The 26,135-nt window shown below is 32.6% G+C and carries 27 protein-coding genes, 1 other RNA gene and 2 pseudogenes; 28 read left to right on the forward strand and 2 right to left on the reverse strand.

The features are described from left to right. Positions 1–43: 43 nt before the first annotated feature. Positions 44–2,416, reverse strand: a complete 2,373-nt coding sequence (locus KPF49_RS04295; protein ID WP_183672825.1) for a transglycosylase domain-containing protein — start codon at positions 2,414–2,416, stop codon at positions 44–46. Between the two features lie 4 nt (positions 2,417–2,420). After that, positions 2,421–3,029 (reverse strand): Holliday junction resolvase RecU, encoded by a 609-nt coding sequence (gene recU / locus KPF49_RS04300; RefSeq protein ID WP_183672834.1) that lies wholly within the window; start codon positions 3,027–3,029, stop codon positions 2,421–2,423. A gap of 81 nt (positions 3,030–3,110) precedes the next feature. On the opposite strand from recU, the gene KPF49_RS04305 reads away from it, so the two are divergent. From KPF49_RS04305 to KPF49_RS04430, 28 genes and pseudogenes are all read left to right on the forward strand, one after another. Continuing rightward, a complete protein-coding gene (locus tag KPF49_RS04305; protein ID WP_183672824.1) occupies positions 3,111–3,437 on the forward strand; it encodes a hypothetical protein in 327 nt (108 codons plus the stop codon). Then, positions 3,434–3,973 (forward strand): SLOG family protein, encoded by a 540-nt coding sequence (locus tag KPF49_RS04310; RefSeq protein WP_183672823.1) that lies wholly within the window; start codon positions 3,434–3,436, stop codon positions 3,971–3,973. The genes KPF49_RS04305 and KPF49_RS04310 overlap by 4 nt, the downstream gene beginning before the upstream one ends. Positions 3,974–3,985: 12 nt before the next feature. Beyond that, positions 3,986–4,306 (forward strand): cell division regulator GpsB, encoded by a 321-nt coding sequence (gpsB, locus tag KPF49_RS04315; protein WP_183672822.1) that lies wholly within the window; start codon positions 3,986–3,988, stop codon positions 4,304–4,306. Between the two features lie 7 nt (positions 4,307–4,313). Beyond that, positions 4,314–4,686: RNase P RNA component class B (gene rnpB, locus KPF49_RS04320), an RNA gene on the forward strand. An 80-nt stretch (positions 4,687–4,766) separates the two neighbouring features. After that, a complete protein-coding gene (locus KPF49_RS04325) occupies positions 4,767–5,888 on the forward strand; it encodes a THUMP domain-containing class I SAM-dependent RNA methyltransferase (protein WP_183672821.1) in 1,122 nt (373 codons plus the stop codon). Further along, a complete protein-coding gene (locus tag KPF49_RS04330) occupies positions 5,888–9,244 on the forward strand; it encodes a dynamin family protein (RefSeq protein WP_183672820.1) in 3,357 nt (1,118 codons plus the stop codon). Before KPF49_RS04325 ends, KPF49_RS04330 begins: the two co-directional genes overlap by 1 nt. After that, positions 9,231–10,079, forward strand: a complete 849-nt coding sequence (locus tag KPF49_RS04335) for a sulfurtransferase (protein WP_183672819.1) — start codon at positions 9,231–9,233, stop codon at positions 10,077–10,079. Before KPF49_RS04330 ends, KPF49_RS04335 begins: the two co-directional genes overlap by 14 nt. 19 nt (positions 10,080–10,098) lie before the next feature. After that, positions 10,099–10,940 (forward strand): annotated as a pseudogene (locus tag KPF49_RS04340) (5'-3' exonuclease). Next, positions 10,940–11,335, forward strand: a complete 396-nt coding sequence (locus KPF49_RS04345; protein WP_183672818.1) for a ribonuclease HI family protein — start codon at positions 10,940–10,942, stop codon at positions 11,333–11,335. Before KPF49_RS04340 ends, KPF49_RS04345 begins: the two are co-directional and overlap by 1 nt. 16 nt (positions 11,336–11,351) lie before the next feature. Then, the gene (locus KPF49_RS04350) at positions 11,352–11,522 is read left to right on the forward strand and encodes a zinc-finger domain-containing protein (protein ID WP_183672817.1); all 171 of its coding nucleotides are present in this window, start codon (positions 11,352–11,354) and stop codon (positions 11,520–11,522) included. Between the two features lie 11 nt (positions 11,523–11,533). Beyond that, positions 11,534–11,803 carry a NifU N-terminal domain-containing protein gene (locus tag KPF49_RS08155; protein WP_311538881.1) on the forward strand — a complete coding sequence of 90 codons (270 nt, stop codon included), beginning with the start codon at positions 11,534–11,536 and terminating at the stop codon, positions 11,801–11,803. Between the two features lie 71 nt (positions 11,804–11,874). Next, positions 11,875–12,024 (forward strand): annotated as a pseudogene (locus KPF49_RS08160) (virulence factor); the annotation flags it as partial. Positions 12,025–12,249: 225 nt separating this feature from the next. Then, the gene (locus KPF49_RS08165) at positions 12,250–12,639 is read left to right on the forward strand and encodes a HEAT repeat domain-containing protein (protein ID WP_311538880.1); all 390 of its coding nucleotides are present in this window, start codon (positions 12,250–12,252) and stop codon (positions 12,637–12,639) included. Continuing rightward, entirely contained in the window at positions 12,636–13,073 is a 438-nt protein-coding gene (locus KPF49_RS04360; RefSeq protein WP_183672816.1) for a BrxA/BrxB family bacilliredoxin, read from the forward strand. Before KPF49_RS08165 ends, KPF49_RS04360 begins: the two co-directional genes overlap by 4 nt. Before the next feature lie 197 nt (positions 13,074–13,270). Then, positions 13,271–14,224: a thymidylate synthase gene (locus KPF49_RS04365; protein WP_183672815.1), complete on the forward strand. Its 954-nt coding sequence runs from the start codon at positions 13,271–13,273 to the stop codon at positions 14,222–14,224. A gap of 9 nt (positions 14,225–14,233) precedes the next feature. After that, complete coding sequence (locus KPF49_RS04370) at positions 14,234–14,725, forward strand: dihydrofolate reductase (protein WP_183672833.1); 492 nt, start codon at positions 14,234–14,236, stop codon at positions 14,723–14,725. Beyond that, positions 14,715–15,269 carry a DUF2140 family protein gene (locus KPF49_RS04375; RefSeq protein WP_183672814.1) on the forward strand — a complete coding sequence of 185 codons (555 nt, stop codon included), beginning with the start codon at positions 14,715–14,717 and terminating at the stop codon, positions 15,267–15,269. The genes KPF49_RS04370 and KPF49_RS04375 overlap by 11 nt, the downstream gene beginning before the upstream one ends. Before the next feature lie 13 nt (positions 15,270–15,282). Beyond that, positions 15,283–15,804 (forward strand): peptide-methionine (S)-S-oxide reductase MsrA, encoded by a 522-nt coding sequence (gene msrA, locus KPF49_RS04380; RefSeq protein ID WP_183672813.1) that lies wholly within the window; start codon positions 15,283–15,285, stop codon positions 15,802–15,804. Further along, entirely contained in the window at positions 15,804–16,223 is a 420-nt protein-coding gene (gene msrB, locus KPF49_RS04385; protein WP_183672812.1) for a peptide-methionine (R)-S-oxide reductase MsrB, read from the forward strand. The genes msrA and msrB overlap by 1 nt, the downstream gene beginning before the upstream one ends. A 4-nt stretch (positions 16,224–16,227) precedes the next feature. Continuing rightward, entirely contained in the window at positions 16,228–16,449 is a 222-nt protein-coding gene (locus tag KPF49_RS04390) for a YozE family protein (RefSeq protein WP_183672811.1), read from the forward strand. 10 nt (positions 16,450–16,459) lie between these two features. After that, complete coding sequence (deoD, locus tag KPF49_RS04395; protein ID WP_183672810.1) at positions 16,460–17,170, forward strand: purine-nucleoside phosphorylase; 711 nt, start codon at positions 16,460–16,462, stop codon at positions 17,168–17,170. Positions 17,171–17,196: 26 nt separating this feature from the next. After that, positions 17,197–18,744 carry a S41 family peptidase gene (locus KPF49_RS04400; protein ID WP_246562699.1) on the forward strand — a complete coding sequence of 516 codons (1,548 nt, stop codon included), beginning with the start codon at positions 17,197–17,199 and terminating at the stop codon, positions 18,742–18,744. Positions 18,745–18,810: 66 nt separating this feature from the next. Next, positions 18,811–19,878 carry an undecaprenyldiphospho-muramoylpentapeptide beta-N-acetylglucosaminyltransferase gene (locus KPF49_RS04405; RefSeq protein WP_183672809.1) on the forward strand — a complete coding sequence of 356 codons (1,068 nt, stop codon included), beginning with the start codon at positions 18,811–18,813 and terminating at the stop codon, positions 19,876–19,878. Positions 19,879–19,883: 5 nt separating this feature from the next. Then, positions 19,884–20,501: a phosphatase PAP2 family protein gene (locus KPF49_RS04410; RefSeq protein ID WP_183672808.1), complete on the forward strand. Its 618-nt coding sequence runs from the start codon at positions 19,884–19,886 to the stop codon at positions 20,499–20,501. Positions 20,502–20,521: 20 nt separating this feature from the next. Further along, positions 20,522–21,145: a GNAT family N-acetyltransferase gene (locus KPF49_RS04415; RefSeq protein WP_183672807.1), complete on the forward strand. Its 624-nt coding sequence runs from the start codon at positions 20,522–20,524 to the stop codon at positions 21,143–21,145. Between the two features lie 81 nt (positions 21,146–21,226). Beyond that, positions 21,227–21,898 (forward strand): response regulator transcription factor, encoded by a 672-nt coding sequence (locus KPF49_RS04420; RefSeq protein ID WP_183672806.1) that lies wholly within the window; start codon positions 21,227–21,229, stop codon positions 21,896–21,898. Next, on the forward strand, positions 21,895–23,247 hold the full coding sequence (locus KPF49_RS04425; protein WP_221265203.1) for a sensor histidine kinase: 1,353 nt from the start codon (positions 21,895–21,897) through the stop codon (positions 23,245–23,247). Before KPF49_RS04420 ends, KPF49_RS04425 begins: the two co-directional genes overlap by 4 nt. Before the next feature lie 95 nt (positions 23,248–23,342). Next, positions 23,343–26,123 (forward strand): 2-oxoglutarate dehydrogenase E1 component, encoded by a 2,781-nt coding sequence (locus KPF49_RS04430; RefSeq protein ID WP_183672805.1) that lies wholly within the window; start codon positions 23,343–23,345, stop codon positions 26,121–26,123. Positions 26,124–26,135 lie beyond the last annotated feature (12 nt).

The raw sequence follows: 26,135 nt of genomic DNA on the forward strand, positions 1-26,135 counted from the left end.
AATGTCCGGATTTATGGGTTCGGTACAACGCTACTTTGCTTTTTTAATTATTTGAATTATCATCTGAATTATTTGATGGTGGAGGAGTATTTGTTTCTCCACCAGATTCACTTGGTGTTGTGTCTTGATTCGTATTAGAATTTTCACTTTCTGAAGGTGTTTCTACTGGATTTGTCGTTTCAGTTTCTTGTCTTTCTTGTGATTCTTTATTATCCTCTGACTCCTTACTTTCTTCAGATTGAGTGTTTTCTTCTGAGTCATCTTCACTAGGTGTTGTATAGTAATATCTACGTACTTTTTGATTACTGTTATTATTTGAATCATTATTAGTATCATTATTATTGTTATTATTTGAGTTATTATTAAAGAAGAAAGAACTATCCTTTACAGCAAGTTCATTTCCGTTTATCCAATTCACACTGTCTGGCTTTGTAAAGTCTTGACCATTAAATGTACTAATTTGATTCATTACATCTTGGAAGAACCACTGCGGTGTAATATGTTCTTCATTACCAATAAATGAAGTGACACCGTCTTTTTTAGTACTTGTAAACCCTGTCCATACACTCATCGTATATTCTGGAGTATAGCCAACAATCCAAGCATCTTTTGCTGCGTTACTTGGTAAATTATATTCATCCAATACATTGTCTGAATAAGACGTTGTACCAGTTTTCGCTGCGATATTTAAACCATCCATTTTTATATAATCGGCACTACCATATGGATCAAATGTATCTTTTAACATATCTGTAATCATAAATGCTGTATAATCTTCCATCGCTTTATGAGTTTCATAGTCCATATCAATCTTTTCGTTCTCAGAGTTAATTACATATCGAACTGCGCTAGCTTCATTAAATGTACCACCGTTACCAAATGCTGCGTATGCTTGTGCCATTTGGAGAGGGCTAAATCTTGATTCATTACCACCAAGTACATCGTTAAATGATATTGAATAATCTCCGTCTAGCTTTTTAGAGTAATCGAGTCCTAAACCTTTCGAGAAATCTTCAGCAGATCCGCTTGATTCATCTTCTACTTGTTCAAATACTTTTACAGCAGGTACGTTAAAGCTTTGTCTTAGGGCATCTCTAATTGTCACCGTTCCGTGACCTTGTTTATCATAGTTGTAAATTTGACCATCGAAATTTTTCGGTGAATAAGACATTTCATCTTGAACAGTATAATTTGTAGGTAATTTCATATTTTCTATCGCAGGTCCATATGCAAGTATAGGCTTCATTGTAGAACCAGTGTTATGTTGAGTAATCGCAAGATTTTCTTTCACTACCTCTTGATAATCTCTACCACCACTAATCGCAATTAATGCGCCACTATTTGTATCAAGTATTGACGATGCGATATTAAAATCATCACTCTTAAACTTATCACCGTAGAAAAACTCTTTGTCATCAACTGTATCTTGTAATGTACGCTGGATATTAGCGTCCATATTAGTATATATATCGATACCAGATGAAAGTAACTCAGATATTTCGATGTTATTAAATTCATCTGATTCCTCAAGCTGAGTTTTAATAATGTTGACGTATGCAGCAAATTCAGGATCTTTTGGTTCCGTTGATGCACGTTCTTCTTCTGATCTCGCAATTAAGTTCGTAGTTAAATCAGTGTTTACCGCTTCATTGTATTCATCTTCAGTAATTCTACCGTGATGAAGCATCAATGAAAGCACTTGGTTCGCACGCTTATTACCCGATTCAGCATCTACATATAAGTTATAAACGTTTGGCAAGTTCGGTAGACCTGCTAAGTATGCCGCTTCTTTTAAGTTTAAATCTTCAAGCTCTTTATCAAAATAATATAAACTTGCTGTACGTACACCGTATATACCGTCAGAATAGTAAATTTTATTTAAATACATTTCTAAAATGTCATCTTTAGAATATTCTTGTTCTAAACGATATGATAAATATGCTTCTTGTGCTTTACGTTTAATTGTTTTTTCTTCTGTTAAAAATGCACGTTTAACGACTTGTTGAGTGATTGTGGAAGCCCCTTGAGATCCAAATCCTCCTGTAACATTTTTAACTACAGCACCTCCAAGACGTTTAAAGTCAATCGCACCGTGCTCATAGAATCTATTATCTTCTACAGCAAGTACAGCATCAGTCATATGTTCAGGTGTGTCATCAATATCGATATATTCTCGTTCAATTCCTTGATAAATTGTCGTGACAAGCTCGTCATTTTTATCGAAAACTCGAGAAGGAATTGGGTCTTTTAATTTTTCAATACTAAATGCTGGGGCAGTTGAAGCGAAATATGCAAATACAACAATTCCAAGCACAAACATCGAAACACACGCTAATATAAATAATAACGCAAGACGTTTCCATAACGTTTTTTTAGATTTATTATTCCTTTTATTTCTCGATAAAGGATTATTCATCTTCTTACCTCTCTCCAAAATAAATTTCATCTACAGTTTTTAAGTAATCAAATCTCGGATTATATTTCTCGGGGATTTGATAGCTTTCTTTTTTTACATCGTCATATCGAATCGATTTTCTTCCATCTTTGTTTTTAAAATTATCCCAGTGGACTAAAAATCGTTCAATCGGATATAAAAAGACTTCATCGTGTACGTGAAATCTCATAATAATAAAAACAATGCCACCTTGCTTGTGACATTCTCTCATATGCTCAACTTGGTGTTCATGTATATTGATAAAAGGAAACCTTGTCGGATTTCTCGTTTCTTTTACTTCAAAGTCGATATATCTCCCTCTATAAATACCGTTATAGTCACTTGTTGAAGGTGTTTTATAATAAGCCTCTGTTATTTTAGCCTTTTTTCTCGATGGATAATCTACATTCACAACTGTGATAGGTGTTGGTTTTTTATGGATAATCGCACGATTTGTATTTAAATAATACTTATTTGTCGTATCGATATCCTTTTCAAGCGTCATTCCTCGATGGCCATATTGTACTTTCTTCTTTCTATGATTACTAGTGACATTACTTTTTTGAATACCAGCAGGATACTTCAAATTAATCATTCCTTGAGTATATTCATTCATGTTAAATTATTATACAATAGTATATGTACATAAATCTATCGTTTTAAAAGGATGAGTCTATTGAATAGCGATCTTAAAAGCAGTGATTTAAGGATGTATCTTAAAGAAGTTAAACATAAATATGAAACGGCACAAAATGGTTATAATTACAGTTTTGAAAATGAAATTCAACCCTTTTTGAATTATGCCGATAAAATCGCAACTTCTATAGAATCTATTTCTTCTGACAGGTATTATAACAGTGACACAAAAGTTAAACTATCTCAACAAATAACAGAACTTGCAATGGCTTGTCATAAAAAAGAATTTAAAACACGTCTATTTAATGAAAAATTTAAATTCATTTCAATGTGGTTTAATTATATTATAAACAAGGAGCTAATATGAGAGTTTTAATTATAGGATATAAAAATTATGAACTCGGTATATTTAACCATAAACAAGAAGAAGTGACTGTTTTAAAATCATTTTTAAAAATGAAAATCATCGAATATATAGAAAATGGGGCAGAATGGTTTATCGTCCAAAATTATCCTGGCATAGATATGTACGCAGGCGAAGTATTAAAAGACTTAAAAGAAATTTATGATTTTAAATATATTGTCTTGAAGCCTTTTTATAACTATGATGAGCGATTTAAAGATGAAGATAAACTCATCTTACAAGAAATCGAAAATGAGGCGGAATTTTCATCATACATTTTTAAACGTCCTTATGAAAATCCAAGTATGTTTAAAGAAATCAATCGCTTTTTAACAGATAACAGTTCACATGCATTAATATTTTATGATGAAGAGTCTGAATCTAACTTAAAGTATATATATCGTCATTTACTTGAAAAGAGTAGCAAATCTGATTATAATATTGAAAGAATTCAATTTGACGATTTAAATGATTTTATTAGTTACCAATATGACAACTAAGAGGTGAAAGAAATGAGCGAATATTCTCTTAACTTGTCTGCTAAAGATATTTTTGAGAAAGAGTTTGAAAAAACAATTAGAGGTTATCAACCAATTGAAGTTGATACTTTTTTAGATGATGTCATAGCTGATTATCAGCGTATGGCAGATATGAACAAAAACTTACAAAAGCTTGAAGAAGAAAACAAACGTTTAAAAAAAGAAGTCGAAGAGTTAAGAATCCGAGTGGCAACACGTTCTCGTGGTGATGTGTCTGACAGTCAGAATCAACATATCGATATTTTAAAACGTCTTTCTAATTTAGAGAAAAAAGTATTTGGTCATACTAAATAATTCCCGGTGGATCGGATAATCGCTAAGGAAACTTAGAGGAAAGTCCATGCTCACACAGTCTGAGATGACTGTAGTGTTCGTGCTTGACGAAACAATAAGTCAAGGTAGCTATATGCTAACGGCAGTTTAGTTTTCTAAGTCATTTTGATATGAAAGCAAACTTGAAAGTGCCACAGTGACGATTTTTTATGGAAACATAAAAAGTGGAACGGGTAAACCCCTCGAGTGAGCAATCCAAATTAGGTAGGAGCACTTTTTCTCTGGAATTCAACAGAAGAAAGAGATATTACGAAGGTAATATAGACAGATGATTATCACTATTGTGTGAGTGTAATCTAGTGCACGTTTTAACACATTAGTACAGAACATGGCTTATAGAGAAGCCGGGCTAGGTGACTCTCCGTTATGGAGAGTCTTTTTTTAAATCAATATATAAATCAAATATAAAAGGATGCATATTATGAAATTTAGTTTTTTAGCAAATACACCAATGGGGCTTGAACGTGTAGTAGCAAATGAAATAGAGGCTTTAGGCTACAAAACTACACTTGAAAATGGACGAGTTTTCTTTACTGGTGATGAAAAAACGATTGTTGAAACGAACTTAAAACTACGTACAGCTGAACGTATTCGTATTATTATTGGAGATTTTAATGTAACTACATTTGATGGTTTATTTGAAGCTGTTAAAGAACTACCGTGGTCAGACATATTAGGTCCAGACGCAGATTTTCCTGTCACAGGTAAATCCCATAAATCCACACTCTATTCCGTACCAGATGTACAAAGAATTACTAAAAAAGCAATTGTTGAACACTTAAAAGAAGCATTTAAGCTCGATGGTAAACTTCCTGAAACAGGCGCACGTTATAAAGTAGATATTAATATTTTAAAAGACCGAGCACTTCTTACTATCGATACGTCAGGAGATGGATTACATAAACGTGGGTATAGAGTCTCGCAAGGTGAAGCACCAATTAAAGAAACACTCGCAGCTGCAATGTTACAACTCGCAAACTATACAGGAAGTAATCCTTTAGTTGATCCATTTTGTGGTTCTGGAACAATTGCGATTGAAGCTGCGATGATTGCTAAAAATATTGCACCAGGGTCAAACCGCACATTTGATGCTGAGAATTGGGATATTATTCCGGAGGATATGTGGACAAGTCTAAGAAATAAATATGAAGAAGAAGCATTATACGATAAAGACGTTGAAGTTTATGCGAGTGATATCGACGGTAAAATGATTGAAGTTGCAAAAGAAAACGCTGAAGAAGTTGGATTATTAGAAGAAATTAAATTTACAGTTCAAGATGTCCACGATTTAAATGATATTAAAGATCATACGCAAATCGTTACAAATCCTCCATATGGTGAGCGTATTGGTGAAGCAAAAGCAGTGGAGGATATGTACCGTAAGATCGGACAATTAATGGAACAAAACGATACGTTAAACGTTTATTTAATGACGTCAAATAAAGAATTTGAAATTATTATTGGGAAGCGTGCGACACATAGAAGAAAATTATTTAACGGATATATTGAAACAACTTATTATCAGTACTGGGGTAAAAAGTAATGGTAAACGATGATACTTTAAATATCTTATATAAGATTCGAAAAGAAATAAGCAAATCCAACAACAAACAACTTATGTCTGAAATCGACTACACGATAAAAAAAGTGTATGACGACTTATTTGTTGTTTCGTTTATCGGACATTTTTCTGCTGGTAAATCGAGTTTAATTAACCATTTATTAGAAGAAGATGTCCTACCATCTTCACCAATTCCAACGACAAGTAAAACTGTCCAAATCGAAGTTAATAACGATACACTTGCGCGCGTTTACATCGATAAAAATCATTTTGTTAAGTTAAATAATTTAAGTGAAGTTAAAGATATTAATAAAAAAGACGTTGCAATTGAGTATGTAAAAATTATGCATGAAAGTACAAAGTATGACAACACTTTCGTATTCCAAGATACACCAGGTGTCGACTCAAAAACATCTGCGCACGAGGAGAGCACGAATAAGTTTTTACTAAACTCTGACTATGTCTTTTTTACAGTTGAATATAATCATGTTGAAAGTGAATCGAACTTATCCTTTTTAAGTGAGATTGCATCTTATAATATCCCGTTTTCTTTAATCGTTAACCAGATCGATAAGCACGATGATAATGAATTATCCTACGAGACATTTATCCATCGTTTGAATATGACACTAAAAAACCATGGGATCACACCAGAACATATTTTTACAACATCTATATATGACACACCATACAGACAAAATAGTGAATTAGAAAAATTTTTAAAAGAACTTGACCAATCGAGAGAAGAATTTAAAACGCGTTATCACGACCGTATTATAAAAAATATTGAATCTAAACATGTGGATTACTTAAATGACACGTTAAGCAATTTACAGATTCATGAGAAAACTATTTCTGACTTAAAGGCACATATATCTTACTTAGAAGAAGAAAAAGATACTCAAGATGCTTCAGAAATTAAACAAGATAAAAATAAATTGAAAAGTTACGTAGACAACAATGCAAAATCAGTTGTAGATAATAGCTATCTCTTTCCACATGACGTTAAAGACAGTATTCGTGAATATTTTAAAATGTGTACTGGTGAAGTGACAATTAAAGGATTTTTTGGTAAAAAGAAAAAGTTAGATGCAATGAAAAAAGAACAATTGTCAAATGTCCATAAATTTATGCAAGACGTCATTGATTGCCAAATTAACACTCAAATAAATGACTTATTCTTTGATTTGAAAATTTCAACGAGCGACTATTTCAAATATGAGTATCATGATTCATTACTCATCGATTATGACATTACTGAGAGTAATGAGAAATTTTTACACGTTTATTTAGATCACTTAAAACAAACGATTTCTAGAGAAGTGAGAGAACAACTCAGCACATTTATTGATTCCTTAAATGTTAGCCATCAAAATGTTGAAACTGCTAGTAACGTAAATGAAGAATTAGCACGATATAAAAAAGCGTTAGACATTCAAGAGTTAAAAGAAGTATTTTTATCTGGTAGTTATCAAAACTTATATACTCATGTTGATGAAGATTTAAAAGTATTAAACAAAAATATTGAAGTCTCTTTAGATCAGATTAAAGACCTCACTGAAGAGAAAGTAGATATCGCGAGCTATGACTATAAATCAGAATCTTTAAATATAGAGTTATATAAAGAAGTTACTGATTTAGTTTCAACTTCAGAAAACTATAAAGATGTTTACAATTTACTACAGAGTAAATTATCTCGATTAGATAATGACGAAGCGAATATTAGTGTATTTGGTGGTTTTAGTGCCGGAAAAAGTACATTTATAAATGCATTATTAAAGGAAAAATTACTGACAACTAGTCCGAATCCTACAACCGCTTCAATTACAGAAATTAGTAATAATGAAAAAAGTTATATTGAATATAAATCAGAAGAATCTCTAATTAAAATGCTCGAAGCAGTAACTGGTAAATCAAGAATACCTTTAGACAAACAAGTCAGTGAGTTAAATAAAAAAGAAGTTTCTAAACTATATATTCCACTTAAAAATGGATTGAATGAAAATCTTGAAATGTATCGTCCGTTGCTCGGTCAAACTGTTGAATCAACGAAAAAAGACATCGATTTTAAAACAAGTGAAGATAGTCATGCAATATTTATAGAAAAAGCGTATATCGGTGATGATGCACCGCTTCTAGAAAACTTTACAATCGTTGATTCACCAGGTATTAACTCAATGAACGACCGTCATACTCAAGAAACATACCATATTATCGCTAATAGTGATTTAATTATATATGTTTCATACTTTAACCATGTGTTCACAGAGTCAGATGCACAATTCCTAAAGTACATTCAATCAATTAAAGGTAAGGGATTCCCATTAACCATCATTATTAACGCAGTTGATCTTGCTAAAGATACGACAGAAGTAGAAGACGTCAAAGAGTATATGCATCAGTCGTTAAACCAGCTTAAAATTCAGCACGATATTTACGGTGTATCAAGTAAATATGCATTAAATCACAATGATGCATCGTTTGAATCTGTAAAAGCACAGTTTTTAAAAAATGCTGAGAGTACGTCTAAAGCACTGCTTGCTAAAAGTATTGATGAAAATATCAAACAGTTTATTGAATTATTAAAATCGAACATTAAACAATTTAACGATGGCGAGAATCATATTCAAACACTCATTAAAAATCGAAAAAACACGTATAATTTAATTAATACGTTTAATGCTAGTTACTTTACTAATGAGGCAACAAATGAAATGGAAAACTTATTTACATTTATGCCGAAACAGCTCGAACTTAAGCTGTACGATTATTTATCTTCAAAAATTTCAATAAATGATACGAGTAAAAAAGCATTAAATGCACGATTCGAAGAGTTAAGTAATGATATTTCACAGTATTTAACAATTGAAAGTAACACAATATTAAATAATATATTTAGATTTATTGATCAGCTGTTAAGTCAACAGCTTAATGACTTTAATGTTAAACTAAGAGAAAGTAATGTTGTTGATACCATTACTTTCCCAAAAACAAAACATAGTCAAATTACAATTTCCACTGACAAATTATTTATAAAAGAAAATTTAAAACAGCTTGAGAAAAAGACGAAAACACATAAACAACTCAGAGATAATCTTTTAATATTCTCTAAAAAGATTGTAGAGTCACTACAATTGGATGATTTAAAACAACATGTAAATGATAATATTAAAGTATACTTTGACGCAGTCGACTCTTCATTAAAGGAAGATAAAACTCGAGTGCTCGAATTACTTAATAAAGAAGTTGAAACACCTAGTGAAAATAAGTATCACGAAAGTGTTGAATTATTAAATAAAATAAAGCAGACTGTAGGTGAAGATAATGTCAATTATTGATGAAAGAGAATTACTAGAGTTAGATCCGTCTACATTATTACTTGTTGATACGAGAAACGTCATGGGAAATGAACAAAAAACAAATGAACTTCTACGAAATGATTCGATTAAACATACCGTTCATATATCAGAACACCCATTTTTCGTTGAAGAGGGTGGACATAATAATGGTCGTAGTCCAATTCCAACTAAAGGTATTGTTAAGGGGTTATACGATTCACTTAAATCAACAGGAAAAGATATCGTATTATTCGCGGATGACAAAAGTTTCTTTCATACGCGCCTATACGTCGTTTTCAAATTATATGGTTATGATGTCAAAATTTATATTGGTAGTTTAGATACTTTAAAAAAAGTGGCTGAAAAAGTCGATGATGTGTCAGTAGAACTACCGAGGGAGTTTGAAAGTATTGATGAACTTCCTGACAGTAATTTTTACACAACACTAGAAGAAGTCGAAAAAAATCTTAATGATAATAATCATTTACTAATAGATGTTCGTGCAAGATCTAGATATCTCGGTGAAGGAGATAGTATGGATAGCAAAAGCGGTCATATTCCGACAGCAATTAATATCGAAAACAGAGAGTTGTTTAAAGACGGAAATATATCACTCGACGTTTTACAAGACGAACTTGTAGATATTAAAAAGTTCGATAAAGTCACAGTATCTTGCGGTTCTGGGATGAGTGCTACACCGATGTTTATGTTTTTAGATTACCACGATGTTCCTGTTAAATTGTATGGTGGTAGTTTTTCTGAATGGGTACGTGAAGGTAAAAAGATTGTGAGTAATGAAACGACTTTAAAGGAACGTGTATTAGACATTGAGTAAATTATTAGTTATCGACGGAATGGCGCTACTATTTCGTCACTTTTTTGCAACGAGTTTTAGTAAACAATTCTTTTACAACAAATATGATCAACCAACAAACGGCGTACAAGGTACCATTCGTCATATATATAAGGCAATTGAAATTATACGCCCTGAAAAATCATCATTGCGTGGGATATGGGGAGTAAAACGGTCCGTACAGAGTGGTATGATGACTATAAATCGAATCGACCACCTCCCCCAGAAGAACTTATCCCTCAATTTGATTTAGTAAAAGACGTTTTAAATGACCTTGGTTTTTATCAAATTGGAATGACAGGCTATGAAGCTGATGACATAATTGGTACAATCGCAAAAAAATATAATCAAACAATTATTATCTCTGGCGATAAAGATCTACTGCAAGTCATCAACTCACATAATGAATTATGGCTAACTAAAAAAGGTTTTACTGAATACGACATATACGATTACGAACGTTTTATAAATGAATATTCAATTACACCAGAGCAATTTATCGATGTAAAAGCACTGATGGGCGATAGTGGGGATGGTTATTTTGGTGTTAGTGGAATCGGTGAGAAAACAGCGTTAAAGCTTATACAAAAGCATGTCACACTCGATAATCTATTAAATAACTTGGATTCACTCACAAATCGTCAACGTGAAAACATATTAAAAGACTATGATCATTTAATATTAAGTCGTCGACTTGCTGAAATTATTACAGACGTACCAGTAAACGTAAGTGACATTATCGAATTTTCAGATTTTAGTTATGACATCGAACGTCAATTAGACGTTTTAGAAAATTATGATCTTACGATATCAAAACGTTATGTTGAAAGTTTGGATTTATAATGGCTAAAATATATATTGATGCAGCGACTAGACAACATCCACATGTTTCAGTCGGCGCTGTTGTTATAAAAAATGACGATAAAGTTTATGAGTTCACAACACTGTTTGAAGGAATAGATAATAATGAAGCAGAATGGGCAACTTTGGTATATGCAATTGAGAGATGTATCGAATATAATATAACTGAAGCAATTATTTACACTGATTCAAAAATAGTTGTTGATTCAATAGAAAAAAGATTTGTAAAAAATAAGCGTTTCAAAAAGTATTTAGATGAATATATGAAACATGAAACTTCGTTTAATCTACTATTTACTTCTTTTGTAATGCGAAAAAATAACAAACATGCAGATACTCTTGCGAAAAATGGACTGTACAAACATTTAAATAAGTAAAGGATTAGCGCATATTATGAATCTTCATGAACTTGAGAAAATTCGTGAGTTAGAAGATAACTATTGCAAAAACTGTAAGTTAAAAAAAGTAAACAGAAAATTATATAATAAATCCTACGCACATCATTTTTGTATCAATGAATGTTCTGTAGGACTTAAAATAAAAATATATGGAAATAATTTATGAGGAGAATACAAATGAACATTTTAAAAATCGAACCTACACCAAACCCAAATACAATGAAAGTTGTTTTAGATGAACATAAAGAAGATATGAAATCTTCAACACATACTGAAGTTAGCGATGATAATCCTGAATTCATTAATCGTGTACTTGAAATTGAAGAAGTGACAAGTGTATTTTATGCACTAGACTTCATTTCTATCGACAAAGATCCTCGTGCGGATTGGGAGACTATCATTCCTAAAATCGAAGCAACGTTTGAAGACGGCGATACAAAAAAGTAGTACCGCACGTCGACGAACATTTCGGTGAAGTAAAAGTAGAGTTACTTAAATTTAAAGAAATCCCTTACCAAATTAAGTTAAATGATGGACAAGCTAGAGAAGAGTTAAGTGAAAGATTTGTACAAGCAGTAGAAAAAGCGACATTACCGACCGATAACATTATTTTTAGTAGAAAATGGGATGCGCTTGGATTTTATTATGGTGAACTTCAAGACGTTTTAAACGAAGTTACTGAAGAACTTGAAGCAATATATACTGAATCTCGTTTAGAAGAACTCATTCAAGCTGCGAAAGAAAACAAACAGCCTGAACCGAAGCAATATTTCAAAGTTGATTTAGATACATTTAAAAATGAATCCGACTGGAAAAAGCGTCTCTATTACTTAAATCACTTTGACACACCAGATATATCTGATTACGAATTTTTATCGTATGCGTTAACTGACGTGAAAGTTCAGATTCGTAGAATGGCAGTGTCACTACTCGCAATGATTGAAAAGGAAAAGACATTAAATTATTTAAAAGATGCTTTACAAGACAAATCTGTAACTGTAAGAAGAACTGCAGGAGACGCTTATAGCGATCTCGGCTTTAAATCTGGCTTAAAAGATATATATCCATTACTTAACGATAAAAGTCCGATTGTTCGTTGGCGTGCGGCAATGTTTATATATGAAGTTGGAGACGAATCGAGTCTACCTTACTTGTATAAATATAGAGAAGATTCATCTTATGAATGTAAACTCCAAAAAGAACTCGCAATTTCTCGAATTGAAGACGGAGAAGAAGCACTTGGAAGTGTTTGGAAACAAATGGAAATGAGGGATAAGTCATGAACGCATACGAAGATTATATGAATGAGCTTGTAGAAGCATATAGAAGAGACTTAACTAAATATAATTTTGAAGAACTAACAACTACTGATGCAGTCAATACTTTCATGAACGATTTAGACAGCAATGAAACAACTTTTGTTGTGATTAATAGTATGTGTGGTTGTGCGGCAGGACTCGCAAGACCAGCAGCTCGTACAGTTGCATTACAAAATCCAAATAAACCTGATCACTTAGTCACTGTTTTTGCTGGGCAAGACAAAGAAGCAACAGAAACAATGAGAGAATATATCGGTCAAGCGCCATCTAGCCCGTCAATGGCTCTTTTTGAAGGAAAAGACTTAAAATATTTCTTACCGAGAGAATTTATTGAAGGTAGAGAAGTCGAAGATATTATGATGGACTTAAAAGATGTGTTTGACGAACATTGTCAATAAAAAAAGGAAAGCGTTTCGCTTTCCTTTTTAGTCTATTAATTAGTATTATTCGTAAATGCACATCGAAATCATGTAAAGTGAGAGTAATACTAATCCAGTAAACATTACTGCTTCCATTAAGACCACTCCTTCTTTGGAAGTATTTATGATTACTTACATTATATTAAATATACAAGATAAAAGAAAGGTGGATTTTTATGAATAGTTTTGACGAAGCTTATCATAACCTGTTAACGCACGTTTTAGACACAGGTATTGAAAAAGATGACCGTACAGGTACTGGAACAATTTCTACATTTGGATACCAAATGCGTTTTGATTTAAGTAAAGGTTTCCCGCTTCTTACGACAAAACGTACATCATTTAAACTTATCGCCACTGAACTCATTTGGTTTATGAGAGGCGATACGAATATCAAATATTTGCTTCAGTACAACAATAATATTTGGAATGAATGGGCGTTTAAACGTTATGTTGAGTCTGAGGATTACAAAGGTCCAGATATGACAGATTTTGGTCGTCGCGCACTCAAAGATGAAGCGTTTAATGAAGTGTATAAAGAAGAGATGGAAAAATATAAAAAAAGAATTTTAACTGACGACACATTTGCTAAAAAATATGGGGAACTTGGGAACGTATACGGAAAACAGTGGAGAGACTGGGTAGGACCAAATGGTGAATCTATCGATCAATTAAAAAATTTAATTGATTCGATTAAGAATAATCCATACTCTAGACGTCATATCATTTCAGCATGGAACCCAGCTGAAATTGAAACGATGGCATTACCACCTTGTCATACATTATTCCAGTTTTACGTAAATGATGGAAAACTAAGCTTACAACTTTACCAACGTAGTGCTGATGTATTTTTAGGTGTTCCATTTAATATTGCATCATATAGTTTACTATTAATACTTGTCGCAAGAGAAACTGGTTTAGAAGTGGGAGAATTCGTGCATACGTTTGGTGACGTTCACATTTATAAAAACCATATTGATGCGGTTGAAACACAGCTTTCACGTGATGGTTTTGAAGCACCAACAGTTAAAGTTAATACGGATAAATCAATGTTTGATCTTGAATATGAAGATTTAGAACTTGTAGATTATAAAAGTCATAAAAGTATTAAAGCACCAATCGCAGTGTAAAGGAGAAAAATTATGTTATCTTTAATCGTAGCATACGCGAATCAAAACGTGATTGGGTTTAAAGGTGATATGCCCTGGAAACTCCCACACGATTTAAAACGTGTTAAAGAAATTACGACAGGTCATACTATCGTCATGGGCCGTTCAACTTATGAATCACTTGGTAAACCACTACCAAATAGAAAAAATGTTGTTTTAACTTCTCAAAATATTGAGGACGATGGAATAGAAATTATTAGAAGCCTCGAAGAAATTAAAGACTTAGAAGGTAAAGTGTTTATATTTGGTGGAAGTAAGTTGTACCACGCAATGATTGATGAGGTTGACGAAATGTATATTACTGAAATATATGAAGATTTTATTGGGGATACGTTCTTCCCTGAATATGATAAAGACGACTTTGAAATCATATCTAGAGAGGACTTTGATGTGTCAGAGGATGTTAACTATCCATATTCATATTTACACATCATAAGAAAAGAAGATAGCTATGAATCGTAATATATGGAAAATACTATTTTTAATATTACTCTCAATTAATTTAATCGTAATATTAACTATCGGCTATAAAATTTTAACGACACCGAGTTATGACAATTTTACTGAAAAATCAAATCAAACTCACACGTCACCAATTCAAGTCGTTACAAATAACGAAACGATAGAACACGCGATTAATCAACAAATTGACGAAAACATGTACGTCAATATTAATGAGGACGGTATCATTATAGAAACGGGATACCATGTACTAAACCTAGATATACCTGTAAAAATCTCAATAGAACCACTTGTAAAAGACGATAAAATTATTCTACAATTAAAAGATATAGACGTTGCTTCATTATCCATTAGTATGGATATGCTCTACGATACACTTAAAAATCATGTAGAGCTTGGTGAAGGAATGACTTTTAGCGACGAGTCAGCTGAAATAATTATCGATTCAAAGGTATTTAAAGATCAGCTCGAATACGACGTTACAATCGATGAAATTGATTATAAAAACGATAAATGGTACTTCTCAGTCGATGGGGTACTCTAAAGGAGTGTAGTAAATGGCAAAAGCAACTTTAGCAGGTGGATGTTTCTGGTGTCTTGTTAAACCGTTTGACCAATATGACGGTGTGAATAGTGTTATAAGTGGATATTCAAACGGACATAAAGAAAATCCAACATATGAAGAAGTTGGATCAGGCACAACCGGACATACTGAAGCTGTTCAAATTGATTTTGATCCAGAAGTTATTTCTTATAACGAAATTTTAGAAGTTTTCTTCAAAACATTTGACCCAACTGATAACGACGGTCAATTTGGTGACAGAGGATCAATGTATATGCCTGCAGTTTTTTATCATGACGAAGAACAAAAAGAAGCTGCAGAGGAATATATTAAAGAATTAAATGACAAGAAAGTTTTTAAAGACCCTGTTATCACGCCTGTATTACCTTATAAAAACTTCTATGAAGCCGAAGATTATCATCAAGACTTTTATAAGAAAAATAGCGCACATTATAATGCGTTCTATAAAGGATCTGGTCGTAAAGGATTCATTGAAGAGCATTGGGGTGAAAATTAATGAATAAAAATGTTTCAGAGCTTAATGAGATGGAATATCATGTTATGAAAGAAAATGGAACAGAGCCCCCATTTCAAAATGAATATGATCAACATACTGAAGTAGGAATTTATGTCGATAAATTATCTGGTCAAGCACTATTTAGCTCGACAGATAAATACGATGCTGGATGCGGCTGGCCATCTTTTACAAGAACAATCGACGAGTCGGTATCTGAGCATTTCGATGATTCATTTGGCATGCGCAGAATTGAAGTCCGTAGTGATACCTCAGATTCACATTTAGGACACGTATTTAATGATGGACCAGTCGAAGCCGGTGGAATGAGATATTGTATTAATTCAGCTGCACTTAATTTCATTCCAAAAGAAGACTTAAAAGGTACAGAATATGAAAAGTACTTAACATTATTTGAGTGATTTTATGAAAAGTTATTCTTTTTATCAATTTTTAAAAACGAAAACTGGAGAAAAAAGTGACAAAGGATCATTTTCAACTCAAGCTGTAAATGACCCACAATTTCCCATATTTTCAACAGACTATGATGAGATATCTGATTATCTAGAGAAAACACCATATGACGGTGTTTCTCTGGATACATATGATACGCTATTTGAAGAATATAAAAACTGGTTAAATTATTAGGAGGAAAATGATGAGTATTCATATTGGAGCAGAACAAGGTGCTATTGCAGAAACGATTTTATTACCAGGAGACCCATTACGCGCAAAATATATTGCAGAGACATTTTTAGAAGATGTGACTCAATTTAACGAAGTAAGAAATATGTTTGGATTTACTGGAACGTACAAAGGAAAAAGAATCTCTGTCATGGGAACAGGAATGGGAATTCCATCAATCTCGATTTACGTTCATGAATTAATGCGTGATTATGGTGTAAAGAATTTAATTCGTGTTGGAACTTGTGGCGCAATCAAAGAAGATATTAAAGTACGTGATTTAATTATCGCACAAAGTGCATCGACAGATTCTAGTCAAAATGTAAAATTATTTGACGGCATTAGCTATGCACCAACTTCTGACTTTGAATTGCTATCTTCAGCGTATAACGAAGCGACAAAACGTGGTGCACGCGCAGTAGTTGGTAACGTATTTACTGCAGATTCATTCTATGATGAAAAAGGTAATATCGAACAACTCGCTGAATACGGTGTGCTTGCTTTAGAGATGGAATCAAGTGCTTTATTTACAATTGCTAAAAAATATGACGCTAAAGCATTAAGTATCTTAACAGTATCTGATCACGTTTTAACTGGAGAAGAAACTTCAGCAATGGAAAGACAAACATCATTTAACGAAATGATTGAAATAGCATTAGACGCAGCATTACCTTTTGCTGAGTAATTTTTAATTAGAAAATAGGTGAAGTTGTGAATAACGAAGATCCAAAGAGTAGTCGTTTAAAAGTAAATTTAAATGTATTTTGGTTTATTATTATTTTACTAACGACAATTTTCATTACGATAATTATTACTGCTTTAAGTCTGAATGGCAATACTGAGCGTGCTGTAAACGTTGGTACTGATACACGTCAAGAATTTGCAAAACTATATAACGTATATGATACGTTGTCTAAAGAATATTACACAGATGTCGATAAAGACGAATTAATCGAATCGTCCATTAAAGGAATGGTAGAAGGTCTCAACGATCCGTATAGTGAATATATGCTACCAGAACAAACTGAAGAGTTTGAAGAATCGATTACCGGAGACTTCCATGGTATCGGTGCAGAACTTATGCAAGATGATCGATCGATTATCATTTCAAGTCCAATGAAAGGTTCTCCAGCAGAAGATGCAGGACTACAATCTGGCGATAAAATCATTGAAATAGATGAAGAATCAACTCAAGATTTTACAACGCAAGACGCTGTAAAAAGAATTCGTGGTGAAAAAGGAACTGATGTGACATTAACAATTCAGCGTGGATCTGATAAACCGTTTAATGTGACGATTACTCGTGACAAAATTCATGTTGATAGTGTCACTTCAGAAATTAAAGATAACGTAGCACATATCAGTGTGAATAGATTCCAACAAGAGACTGCAAATGAGTTAAAAAATGCTTTAGAAGAAGCGAAAGATAAAGAAGTAGAAGATATTATATTAGACTTCCGCTCAAATCCAGGTGGCCTGTTAAACGAAGCTGTCGATATGATAAACTTCTTTGTCAATAAAGGTAAGTTAGTTCTTTACTTAGAAAACAAGTTTGGTGACCGTGAAAAAGTAATCGCTGAAAATGATCAAATCATTAGAGAAGACGATTTTGACAATATTTATATCCTTCTAAACGAAGGTTCTGCGAGTGCAAGTGAAGTATTTGCTGGTGCTATGAGAGACCTAACTGACGCAGAAATCATCGGTACAAAATCATTTGGTAAAGGTATCGTCCAGCGTTCAAGTGAATTCAAAGATAATTCTCTCGTAAAATATACAAACACGAAATGGTTAACACCAAATGGAGAATGGATTCATGAAAAAGGAATTGAACCAGATTTCGTCATTAACACTCCAGATTTTTATAGAGTGAAATTTTTAGATAGTGAAGATGCTTACATTGAAACACAGAGTAACGATGATATAATTTCAATTAAAGTTATTTTAGATGCACTCGGATATGATGTAGATAAAATTGACAATAATTTTGATAGTAATTTAACTAAAGTTGTTCAACAGTACCAAAATGATAAAGATTTAGAGCCTAATGGAATTGTTACTGGTGATACGACAGAACAGTTGATGAAAGACATTCGTGAACATATAAAAGAAAATGACGTTCAATTAGAATATTTACTCGACTATATTAAAGGCAAAAAATCTAAAAAAGAAATTACAAAAGAAATGAAAGAAAACTCTAAATACATTCCTGTCGATGAATCTCGTAAAAGAGAATTAGACGAAGACGAGGAAGAATAATTCATTCAGTTAAACACCGTGCATTACGCATGGTGTTTAACATTGTAATTAGAAAAGAGGATACATATGAAAAGAAAAAATGATGTCGTCGTACTGACTGGTGGTGGAACAGTTGGACACGTCATGTTAAACAAATTACTCATCCCTGAATTACTAAATGAAGATACTAAGCCATATTATATTGGATCTAAAACAGGCATTGAAAAAGAAATAATCGAAAATTCAGGCATTGAATATTATAGTATATCAAGTGGTAAATTAAGACGATATATTTCGTTTGAAAACTTTAAAGACATTTTTAAAGTGACTAAAGGTATATTTGACGCAAGAAAAGCACTAAGAAAGTTAAAACCAAAATTTGTATTTTCTAAAGGTGGTTTTGTGTCTGTACCTGTAGTCTTAGCAGCAAAAAGCTTAAATATACCCGTTTACATCCATGAATCAGATATTTCTCCAGGTCTTGCAAATAAAATTGCAGGAAAATTTGCGACAAAAATATTTGTCACATTTGAAAAGACATTAGATTATGTTGATAAGAATAAAGCTGAATATATTGGGCCAGTAATCCGTGAAGAGCTTTTACACGGTAGTGAAACAATCGCACAAGATATTACTGGTTTTGATTCAAGTAAAAAAACTATTATGTTTGTCGGTGGAAGTTTAGGCGCTAAATCGATTAATGATATTGTCCATGAAAATATCGATGAATTAACAAAAGACTTTCAAGTCATTCACATTACAGGTGCTGATAATATTAAAGATGATTTACAATCAGAAAATTATAGACAATATGAATTTGTTCAACATGAATTACCGCATCTTTTTAAAATATCAGACGTCGTGATTTCTAGAAGTGGGTCAAATGCAATTTATGAGTTGCTTCTTCTCAAAAAACCGATGCTCTTAATTCCTTTACCGTTATCTCAAAGTAGAGGAGATCAAATAGAGAATGCTCATTATTTTAAAAGTAAAGGTTATGCAGAAGTCATTGAAGAAGAAAATTTAACTCCAAAACAAATGATTGATTTTATTAAAAAAATCACAAATAATGAAATAGAATACATTAAGCAAATGGAGCAATTTAAATCTGGTACAACAGCAAAACGCTTAACTGAAAAACTATTAGAGGAGTAACCATTATGAGTAGAGCTAAGAAAATTTCATTATTCATTATATTTACCCTCATTTTTGGTGTCATTGCTGTATTCCATGAGTCACGTATTGGGAAATTTATCGACCGAGAAGTCTATGAATTTATATATGCTTCTGAAAGCTTTTTAACAACGGCTCTATTTTTAGGTTTCACGCAACTCGGTGAAGTGATTTCAATGATTATTCTATCACTCATCGTCATTGCGATTTTACTCCTATATCGAATGAATATTCATGCATTATTTATGGTTGTTTCAATGCTTGCATCAAGTATATTAATACCTATTCTAAAACATTCATTCGATAGAGAACGTCCAGCTTTTTTAAGACTTATTGAGATTAGTGGATTCAGTTTTCCAAGTGGTCATAGTTTAGGTTCTACTATCTTTTTTGGTAGTTTAATGGTTATAATTAAGCATACAAACTTAAACCATAAAGCAGTGCTATATGCAATTTGTGCGGTTTTCATCTTGTTAATTTGTTCGTCGAGAGTTTACCTCGGAGTACACTTCCCAACGGATGTATTAGCAGGTATTGCAATTGGTAGCGCAACAGTCGCATTAGTATCTTGGCTATTTCATGGTAAGTTTGATGATATAAAATAACAAAAAAGAAGGTGGATCTATTGATTACTCATTTATATGAATCAATTACGCTTGAAAATGACCGTATTAAGTTAATACCAATGCAATTATCACATGCTAAAGAACTTCAAAAAGTGAATCATGAAAGTATATGGACTTATATGTTATTTCAAGCTGTCACAGAAGACGAAATGATTGAATGGGTATCAACCGCAATAGATTCACGCAATAAAATGCAAGCAATTCCTTTTGTCGTTGTACTAAAATCAACAGATGAGGTACTCGGTAGTACGAGAATTCAACATATTGATTACGAAAGACAAAGTTGCGAGATTGGTGCAACATGGTTTGGAACAAGTGCACAACGTACATTTGTGAACTCTGACTCAAAATTTTTACTCTTAGAATTTTGTTTTGAAATCATGAATATGATGCGCGTTCAAATTCGAGCAGACGAAAGAAATGTCAGATCGAATAAAGCGATTGAACGCTTAGGGTTCACGAAAGAAGGCGTACTAAGAAAAGAACGCGCACTTCACGGAGTGCCTCGTAATTTAGTTGTTTACTCAATTATTGATGATGAATGGCCTGAAGTAAAAAAGAATTTATTAATTAAGCAACAAAGCTATAGTAACGATATACCAGGAAAAGCTTCAGGCAATTAGTGAAACGTCTATTAAAGTTTTTACTTTAATAGACGTTTTTTTTATAATGACTTTAACTATTGTTTATTTTGAGGTGGAGAAATGCCAAAAATATTAATTATTGAAGACGAACAGAATTTAGCACGATTTTTAGAACTTGAACTTAAACATGAAGGCTATGATGTCACCGTAAAGTCGGACGGCTTAAACGGACTCGAAAAAGCATTAGATGAAGATTTTGATTGTATATTGCTAGATTTAATGCTTCCAGGGTTGAACGGTCTCGAAGTATGTAGAAAAATTAGACGAGAAAAAGAAACCCCGATTATTATGATTACAGCTAAAGATGCAACGTATGACAAAGTCATTGGATTAGACTACGGCGCTGATGATTACATCGTTAAACCATTTGAAATTGAAGAACTGCTTGCACGTTTAAGAGTAATTATTAGAAGACATTCATCAAGTAGTTTATCAAATACGATAGACGCTCATGGTATTACAATCGATTTATCTGCATATAAAGTAATTATTGAAGATATCGAAGTCGATTTAACAAAAACTGAATTTGAACTACTTAAATTACTTATAGAAAATGAAAATGTCGTATTAAGAAGAGAGACAATTTTAGATAAAATATGGGGATATGATAACGAGGTTGAAACAAATGTCGTTGACGTTTATATTCGTTATTTAAGAAATAAGTTGAAACCATTTAAACTTGAAAAAATTATTGAAACGGTAAGAGGTGTTGGTTACGTGATTAGATCATGAAAACGTCATTAAGAAGTCGCTGGATGCGTTTATCGATTTTAATTATTATTGGATCTTTTATTATGTTTAGTGCGTTTTTAATATACGCGACAAGTTTATATTTGAAAGATTTACAGTACCGAGCACTCGATAGAAGTGCTGTAGAACTTAAAGCAATGTATGAAACGACCGCTTTTAACACGATTGATGAACGTGAAATATATTCTAATCTGTACGATAACCAAAAATTTGTACTATATACAAATAGTGGTGAAGAAGTTTACCGTTGGCCGAGTAGAGGTATGTCTTTTAATATTCCGAGAGAACAAATTATTCATCCAGATATTTATTCGTTAGACTTTGAAGATATGAGTTATCTCGTACAGACTGTAAAAATTGATTCAGAATACTGGAATGGCTATATCGCAGTAGTTCATCCAATGAATGAATATTATACGATTTTACAAATGATCATTATTATCGCAACTATTATTGGATTCATGTCAATATCGATTACTTTAGTCATTAGTTATTTTATGGCTGGACAGATGGTACGACCGATTTATAGGTTTACTAGACAGCTTCAATATGTCGAAAATAACGGTTTTTCAGAACGTCTTGATTTAAAAACCAATCTTGAAGAAATCGATTATATGGTCTTATCGTTTAATAAAATGATGGATACTCTCGAAGAGTCTTTTAATCAGCAAAAGCAATTCGTAGAAGATGCTTCACATGAACTGCGTACACCGCTTCAAATCGTTCAAGGGCATTTAAATTTAATTAACCGATGGGGAAAAAATGATAAAGCTGTTCTTGAAGAGTCTCTACAGATATCGATTGACGAAATGGGACGAATAACAAAACTTATAGAGGAGTTACTTGAGTTAACGAAAAATGAAAATGAAAAGACAAACATTATTGACCCAATTAATTTAAACGAAGAGATTATTAGTAGAGTAAATGCAATGAAACAACTTCATCCAGCATATACGTTTACATTAGATTTAGATCAGGCGATTTTTTATCCTATTAGTCAGTATCAGTTTGAACAGATTTTAGTCATATTTCTAGATAATGCAGTTAAATATGATTATATTAACAAATCAATTCATATTAAATCTAAATTAATGAGTAATAAAATAAAAATAGAAATTAGTGATAAAGGTGTCGGAATACCTGAAGAAGATGTGAATAAGGTGTTTGATCGTTTCTATCGTGTGGATAAATCGAGAAGTAGAGAACTTGGCGGAAATGGACTTGGATTATCTATTGCGAAAAAAATTATAGAATCAAATGAAGGAAATGTATATTTAGAAAGTAAGATAAACGAAGGAACGACAATTCATATTGAATTTCCTTTAAAATAGTTTTTTATACTCAAAAGGGTGTTAATTTCTTTATAATCAGCGCTAATAATGTTAAAATATACACAAGCAATAAATACACAGAAGAGGTGTCTTAAATGAAAGAAAAGGCGTATGATCACGCGCCTGTTAGTTTCGGAACAAACCTTGGGTTAGTATTAGAATACTTTGATATGTATCTAGAAGACCCAGACAGTGTTTCTGAAGAAATGCAAATCTTATTTGAAACTATTTTACAAAATGAAGGTCAAATAAGTTCTCCAAAAACAGGTGGATCAAACAGCAAATTAGAAAATATTATTAAATGGGTAATGGACATTCGAACTTATGGTCACTTAGATGCAGATGTGTACCCAGTATATCCTCCAGAAGTTAAAAACAAACCTGACTTCAGTTTTGAAAATTATGGTTTTACTGAAGAGGATGTTAAAAGTGTCGATGTTGAAACGATTAGTCCATATTTAGTTGACACATTTGATAATGCGCTCGATGCTTTAAACCACTTAAAAGAGACATATACGTCTCCATTATCTTTTGAATTCTCACACATTAATAACGAGGAAGAAAGAGAATGGTTTAAAGAATATGCTGAAACAAAAGGTCGACCAAGTTACGATAATAAAGATAAAATCGAACTCTTTAAATCGTTATCTAAAGTAGAAGGTTTCGAGAAATATCTACAAAAAAACTTCGTAGGAGCTAAAAGATTCTCTATTGAAGGTGTAGACTCATTAGTTCCAATGTTGAACCACTTACTCAAAAAGATGTCAGAAGATAAGTTACAACATTTACAAATCGGTATGGCACACCGCGGACGTTTAAACGTTTTAACTCACGTTTTACAAAAGCCTTATGAAATGATGCTGAGTGAGTTTATGTCAACAGATGCTATGAAATTCTTACCAGAAGATGGTTCTTTAGAAATTACAAACGGATGGATGGGTGACGTTAAGTATCACTTAGGTGGTATTAAAACGAGAAAAGATAACGGTATTGAACAAACTGTTACACTTGCTAATAACCCATCACACCTTGAAATCGTTGGACCAGTTGTACAAGGTAAAACACGTGCAGCTCAAGAGAAAAACGACGTTAAAGGTTCTAGTGAACAAAATGCTAACGATGCATTTGCAGTTGTTATCCACGGTGACGCAGCATTCCCAGCTCAAGGTGTAAACCCAGAAGCAATGAACATGAGTGACTTAAGAGGTTACACAGTTGGTGGATCAGTGCATATTATTACAAACAACCGTATTGGATTTACAACTGAAGAGTGGGACGGACGTTCAACACTTTACTCAAGTGATATCGCAAAAGGATTCGATATTCCAGTGTTACACGTTAATAACGACAAACCAGAGTATGTATTAAAAGCAATTGAACTTGCATTTTCATACCGTCAAAAATTCAACAGAGATATCGTTATTGACTTAATTGGTTATCGTCGTATGGGACATAACGAAATGGATGAACCAATGACAACTAACCCAATGCTTTATAACGAAATTAAAGAATACCCAACAATTGAACATCTATATGGTGATCAATTAGTAGAGGAATCAGTCATCTCTAAAGATGAAAAAACTCAAATTATCGATGACGTTGAAAAAGAAATTCGAAATGCACACGATAAAATTGATAAGAAAGATACAATTGTAAGTGGCGAAATCGAACATCCTGACTTCATATTTGAAAAACAAAAAAATGAAGTAGATGAAAGTATTACAAAAGAACGTCTCGAAAAAATTAATAATGAATTACTCACTTATGAAGGCGAATTTGAAGTATTTAAAAAGCTATCTAAAGTGTTAGAAAGAAGAAAATTACCATTTGAAGACGATTCTGTCGGAATCGACTGGGGACATGCAGAAGCTTTAGCATTTGCGACACTCCTACAAGATGGTACACCGATTCGCATATCAGGTGAAGACGCTGAGCGTGGAACATTTGCTCACCGTAACGCAGTACTACACGATCCTATGAGTGGAGAAGAATATACACCATTAAAAAATATTAGTGACGCGAAAGCTTCATTTGATATTCACAACTCACCATTATCAGAATTAGCAGCACTTGCTTATGAATACGGCTATAACGTTCAGAATAAAGATGTATTAACGATTTGGGAAGCGCAGTATGGTGACTTTGTCAACATGGCACAACCTATTATCGACACATTTATTTCAGCAGCACATTCAAAATGGGGAGAAGTGACTGGTTTAACAATGTTACTTCCACATGCACAAGAAGGACAAGGTCCTGAACACTCAAGTTCAAGAATTGAACGTTTCTTACAATTATGTGCTGAAAATAACATGACTGTAGCGAACCTATCATCTAGTGCAAACTACTTCCACTTATTAAGAAGACAAGCACAAAACTTAAATACTGATTTAACACGTCCATTAATACTCGCTTCACCAAAGAGTTTATTAAGAAATCAAACAGCATCTAAATCAGTAAGTGAATTTATTAATGGCAAATTCGAGGAAATCATCTATGAAAATGATAACCCTAAAGCAGTTAAAACTGTATTAGTTGCAAGTGGTAAAATTGCGGTTGAACTCGAAGAAAGCCTGAAAAAAGAAGAGGACGATTCTAAATTATTAATTAAATTAGAACAATTATATCCTTTCCCTAAAGAAGAGATTAAAGAAGTTCTAGATTCACTACCTAAATTAAAAGAAGTAAGATTTGTTCAAGAAGAACCTAAAAACCAAGGTTCATATCGCTTTGTTGAACCTAATTTACGAGAATTACTGGATGATAAAGTTGAATTCAACTACGTTGGAAGAAACGAAAGTGCATCTCCAGCTGAAGGTAATGCGGGTATTTACAAATTAATTCAAGATAAGATTTTAAAAGAAGCATTGAAATAAGAGGAGAAGATA

This window comes from Nosocomiicoccus ampullae (genome assembly GCF_019357495.1).
In the GTDB taxonomy this organism is placed as follows: Bacteria; Bacillota; Bacilli; order Staphylococcales; family Salinicoccaceae; genus Nosocomiicoccus; species Nosocomiicoccus ampullae.

Bases quoted from the DNA above. Each gene is read 5' to 3' on its own strand.
- msrB (WP_183672812.1), top strand. From the start codon at position 15,804: ATGAATAAAAATGTTTCAGAGCTTAATGAGATGGAATATCATGTTATG.
- KPF49_RS04390 (WP_183672811.1), top strand. From the start codon at position 16,228: ATGAAAAGTTATTCTTTTTATCAATTTTTAAAAACGAAAACTGGAGAA.
- KPF49_RS04310 (WP_183672823.1), top strand. From the start codon at position 3,434: ATGAGAGTTTTAATTATAGGATATAAAAATTATGAACTCGGTATATTT.
- KPF49_RS04405 (WP_183672809.1), top strand. From the start codon at position 18,811: ATGAAAAGAAAAAATGATGTCGTCGTACTGACTGGTGGTGGAACAGTT.
- KPF49_RS04295 (WP_183672825.1), bottom strand. From the start codon at position 2,416: ATGAATAATCCTTTATCGAGAAATAAAAGGAATAATAAATCTAAAAAA.
- KPF49_RS04325 (WP_183672821.1), top strand. From the start codon at position 4,767: ATGAAATTTAGTTTTTTAGCAAATACACCAATGGGGCTTGAACGTGTA.
- KPF49_RS04410 (WP_183672808.1), top strand. From the start codon at position 19,884: ATGAGTAGAGCTAAGAAAATTTCATTATTCATTATATTTACCCTCATT.
- KPF49_RS04430 (WP_183672805.1), top strand. From the start codon at position 23,343: ATGAAAGAAAAGGCGTATGATCACGCGCCTGTTAGTTTCGGAACAAAC.
- gpsB (WP_183672822.1), top strand. From the start codon at position 3,986: ATGAGCGAATATTCTCTTAACTTGTCTGCTAAAGATATTTTTGAGAAA.
- KPF49_RS04420 (WP_183672806.1), top strand. From the start codon at position 21,227: ATGCCAAAAATATTAATTATTGAAGACGAACAGAATTTAGCACGATTT.
- recU (WP_183672834.1), bottom strand. From the start codon at position 3,029: ATGATTAATTTGAAGTATCCTGCTGGTATTCAAAAAAGTAATGTCACT.
- KPF49_RS04365 (WP_183672815.1), top strand. From the start codon at position 13,271: ATGAATAGTTTTGACGAAGCTTATCATAACCTGTTAACGCACGTTTTA.
- KPF49_RS04330 (WP_183672820.1), top strand. From the start codon at position 5,888: ATGGTAAACGATGATACTTTAAATATCTTATATAAGATTCGAAAAGAA.
- KPF49_RS04360 (WP_183672816.1), top strand. From the start codon at position 12,636: ATGAACGCATACGAAGATTATATGAATGAGCTTGTAGAAGCATATAGA.
- KPF49_RS04350 (WP_183672817.1), top strand. From the start codon at position 11,352: ATGAATCTTCATGAACTTGAGAAAATTCGTGAGTTAGAAGATAACTAT.
- KPF49_RS08155 (WP_311538881.1), top strand. From the start codon at position 11,534: ATGAACATTTTAAAAATCGAACCTACACCAAACCCAAATACAATGAAA.
- KPF49_RS04335 (WP_183672819.1), top strand. From the start codon at position 9,231: ATGTCAATTATTGATGAAAGAGAATTACTAGAGTTAGATCCGTCTACA.
- KPF49_RS04375 (WP_183672814.1), top strand. From the start codon at position 14,715: ATGAATCGTAATATATGGAAAATACTATTTTTAATATTACTCTCAATT.
- KPF49_RS04345 (WP_183672818.1), top strand. From the start codon at position 10,940: ATGGCTAAAATATATATTGATGCAGCGACTAGACAACATCCACATGTT.
- deoD (WP_183672810.1), top strand. From the start codon at position 16,460: ATGAGTATTCATATTGGAGCAGAACAAGGTGCTATTGCAGAAACGATT.
- msrA (WP_183672813.1), top strand. From the start codon at position 15,283: ATGGCAAAAGCAACTTTAGCAGGTGGATGTTTCTGGTGTCTTGTTAAA.
- KPF49_RS04425 (WP_221265203.1), top strand. From the start codon at position 21,895: ATGAAAACGTCATTAAGAAGTCGCTGGATGCGTTTATCGATTTTAATT.